The organism is Arcobacter rhizosphaerae (assembly GCF_049472155.1).
Classification (GTDB): domain Bacteria; phylum Campylobacterota; class Campylobacteria; order Campylobacterales; family Arcobacteraceae; genus Arcobacter_B.
On sequence record NZ_JBMOVW010000018.1, the window covers coordinates 1 to 3,560 of the forward strand.

Sequence of the window (3,560 nt, forward strand, 5' to 3'; positions counted from 1 at the left end):
GTTAGCACCTTCTAAAAGTTTAGTACCATTATAATTTGTTTGTTCAGCAATATTATTTAACTGGCTTAATAGTTTAGAAATATCTTTACCAATAGCTTTTCTACCTTCATCAGAAGTAGTATCAGTACCAGCTTGGATAAGTTTAGTTTTAACAATATCTAAAATATTAGACTGCTCAGCCATAGCTTTATCAGCGATTTGTGTTAAAGCAACAGCGGAGTTACCATTTGAAATTGATTGACTTAATGAACTAGCTTGAGTTCTAAGTTTATCAGCAATAGCAAGTCCAGAAGCATCATCACTTGCTTTATTAATTCTTAAACCAGAAGAAAGTTTTTCTAATGAATTTGTTAAATTTTTATTTGTATTTGTATTAGCTTCTCTTGCATTTAGGGAAGCAATATTTGTATTAATTCTCATAATAAATCCTTTTTATTAAAGATTTACCCTGACACGGGAGCCTTAAGACATTCTCACCTAGATGAGCATAGAGGTTTTTCCTCTTCGGTATTAATTCTACCTATTTAAATAGTATGTTTAAGACTACTTCTATTGAAGTAATCTTAAAACATTTTGTTGCGTAGCATTCGACTGACTCATAGCATAAGTACCAGCTTGTGCAATAATATTTTGTTTGTTGAAATTAGCGCTTTCAGCAGCATAATCAACATCTCTAATAACAGATTCAGCAGCTCTAATATTAGTTTGCTGAGTCATTTGGTTTCTAATAGCTGATTCTAATTGGTTTTGAGTAGAACCGAAGTCTGCTCTCCATCCATTTAGAGTATTTAATGCACTATCTACTACAGCTAATGAACTTCTAGCTGCAGATGCACCAAATGCAGCTGATGTACCTGTTGCAGCTGCAGTTTTTAGGTTAGTTAATGTTAACCCTGTAACTGTAGCTTGAACACCAGCAGTTGTTTCAATAGTATCAGTACTAGTTTCACCCATTTGGAAGGTTAAAGCAGTACCTGCAGCAGCTGATGTAGCACCTTGTAATAATTTTGTACCATTATAATTTGTTTGCTCAGCAATTTTTGATAACTGATCTAACAATTTATCAATATCTTTACCAATAGCTTCTCTACCTTCTTGCGAAGTAGTATCAGTACCAGCTTGGATAAGTTTAGTTTTAACAATATCTAAAATATTAGACTGTTCAGCCATAGCTTTATCAGCAATTTGTGTTAAAGCAACAGCAGAGTTACCATTTGAAATTGATTGACCAATTGAACTAGCTTGAGTTCTAAGTTTATCAGCAATAGCTAAACCAGAAGCATCATCACTAGCTTTATTAATTCTTAACCCTGAACTTAATTTCTCTAACGAGTTTCTTAAGTTATTTTGCGTATTAGTTGCACTCTCCATAGAATTTAGAGAGGCAACATTTGTATTAATTCTCATAATAAATCCTTTTATGATAAAAGATTTACCCTGACACGGGAGCCTTGAAACATTCTTGTATTACCAAGCATAGAAGCAAAGACTTCTTCGGAATCCATTGATCCCTAAATTATTTGTTTCAATCTCTTATCCCAAATATCAATACTTAATCACTAAATTTAATTATTGTAATAATCTTGTAACATTTTGTTGAACAGCGTTAGCTTGACTCATAGCATAAGTACCAGCTTGTGCAATAATATTTTGTTTGTTGAAATTAGCACTTTCAGCAGCATAATCAACATCTCTAATAACAGATTCAGCAGCTTTAATATTAGTTTGCTGAGTCATTTGGTTTCTAATAGCTGATTCTAATTGGTTTTGAGTAGAACCGAAGTCTGCTCTCCATCCATTTAGAGTATTTAAAGCTGTATCTATATCATCTAAAAAGCCTCTAGCAGCAGTTGCATTAAAGTCAGCAGATAAACCTGTGGCAACAGCAGATTGTATATCATCAATTGCTAAACCAGATGTATTTGAAGCAACACCAGAAGCTGTTTCTATAAGATCAGTAGCTGTTTCTCCCATTTGGAATGTTAATTTACCCGCAGAAGATGTACTTGTTGCAGTTGCTTGTAATAATGTTGTACCATTATAATTTGTTTGTTTTGCAATATTATTTAATTGATCTAATAATTTATCAATATCTTTACCAATAGCTTTTCTACCTTCATTTGAAGTAGTGTCTGTAGCAGCTTGGATAAGTTTAGTTTTAACAATATCTAAAATATTAGACTGTTCAGCCATAGCTTTATCAGCGATTTGTGTTAAAGCAACAGCAGAGTTACCATTTGAAATTGATTGACCAATTGAACTAGCTTGAGTTCTAAGTTTATCAGCAATAGATAAACCAGAAGCATCATCACTTGCTTTATTGATTCTTAACCCTGAACTTAATTTTTCTAGGGAACTACTTAAATTATTACTAGTGTTTCTTGCTGCTTCATGCGCTTGCATAGAAGCAATATTTGTATTGATTCTCATAATAAATCCTTTTTTTGAGATAAAAAGATTTACCCTGACACGGGAGCCTAAAACATTCTCACCTAAATGAGCATAGAGGTTTTACCTCTTCGGAATCCATTGATACCTACTTATATTATTAATTAAAATAATATAAAAATATCTACCTTTGAAATAAACATTTTTATACTATTTTATAATGTTTAAGACTACTTCTATTGAAGTAATCTTAAAACATTTTGTTGCGTAGCATTCGACTGACTCATAGCATAAGTACCAGCTTGTGCAATAATATTTTGTTTGTTGAAATTAGCGCTTTCAGCAGCATAATCAACATCTCTAATAACAGATTCAGCAGCTTTAATATTAGTTTGCTGAGTCATTTGGTTTCTAACAGCTGATTCTAATTGGTTTTGAGTAGAACCAAAGTCCGCTCTCCATCCATTTAGAGTATTTAAAGCTGTATCAATAGTTGCCATATATCCTCTAGCATCTCCAGCATCAAACGCTGCTGATGTACCACTTGCTGCAGCAGATTTTAATGCAGTAAGTCCAAGCCCAGAAGCATTAGATCTTACACCTGCTGTAGTTGTAATCGTATCACTAGCTGTTTCACCCATTTGGAACGTTAATGAAGTTGCTGATGCTCCACTTATCGTTGCATTTGCTTGTAATAATGTTGTACCATTATAATTTGTTTGTTTAGCAATATTATTTAACTGATCTAACAATTTATCAATATCTTTACCAATAGCTTCTCTACCTTCTTGCGAAGTAGTATCAGTACCAGCTTGGATAAGTTTAGTTTTAACAATATCTAAAATATTAGACTGTTCAGCCATAGCTTTATCAGCGATTTGTGTTAAAGCAACAGCAGAGTTACCATTTGAAATTGATTGACCAATAGAGTTAGCTTGAGTTCTAAGTTTATCAGCAATAGCTAAACCAGAAGCATCATCACTAGCTTTATTAATTCTTAACCCTGAACTTAATTTCTCTAACGAGTTTCTTAAGTTATTCTGCGTATTCGCAGCACTCTCCATAGAATTTAGAGAGGCAACATTTGTATTAATTCTCATAATAAATCCTTTTATGATAAAAGATTTACCCTGACACGGGAGCCTTGAAACATTCTTGTATTACCAAGCATA

4 protein-coding genes are annotated in these 3,560 nt (G+C 32.9%); all 4 read right to left on the minus strand.

All coding sequences use genetic code 11. The annotated features are described in order from the left end of the window. Nucleotides 1-420, minus strand: a 420-nt coding sequence (locus tag ACH5BH_RS14415; RefSeq protein WP_490372061.1) for a flagellin N-terminal helical domain-containing protein, incomplete at its 3' end; no start/stop codon positions are given. A gap of 129 nt (nt 421-549) precedes the next feature. Further along, nucleotides 550-1,407, minus strand: a complete 858-nt coding sequence (locus ACH5BH_RS14420) for a flagellin N-terminal helical domain-containing protein (protein ID WP_423298831.1) — start codon at nt 1,405-1,407, stop codon at nt 550-552. 162 nt (nt 1,408-1,569) lie between these two features. Continuing rightward, on the minus strand, nt 1,570-2,430 hold the full coding sequence (locus tag ACH5BH_RS14425) for a flagellin (protein WP_423298832.1): 861 nt from the start codon (nt 2,428-2,430) through the stop codon (nt 1,570-1,572). 194 nt (nt 2,431-2,624) lie between these two features. Then, entirely contained in the window at nt 2,625-3,488 is an 864-nt protein-coding gene (locus ACH5BH_RS14430) for a flagellin N-terminal helical domain-containing protein (protein ID WP_423298833.1), read from the minus strand. Nucleotides 3,489-3,560: the final 72 nt, after the last annotated feature.

What these genes read in the sequence shown, in the direction of transcription:
- ACH5BH_RS14420 (WP_423298831.1), bottom strand. Translation starts at nt 1,407, where the DNA reads ATGAGAATTAATACAAATGTTGCCTCTCTAAATTCTATGGAGAGTGCA.
- ACH5BH_RS14425 (WP_423298832.1), bottom strand. Translation starts at nt 2,430, where the DNA reads ATGAGAATCAATACAAATATTGCTTCTATGCAAGCGCATGAAGCAGCA.
- ACH5BH_RS14430 (WP_423298833.1), bottom strand. Translation starts at nt 3,488, where the DNA reads ATGAGAATTAATACAAATGTTGCCTCTCTAAATTCTATGGAGAGTGCT.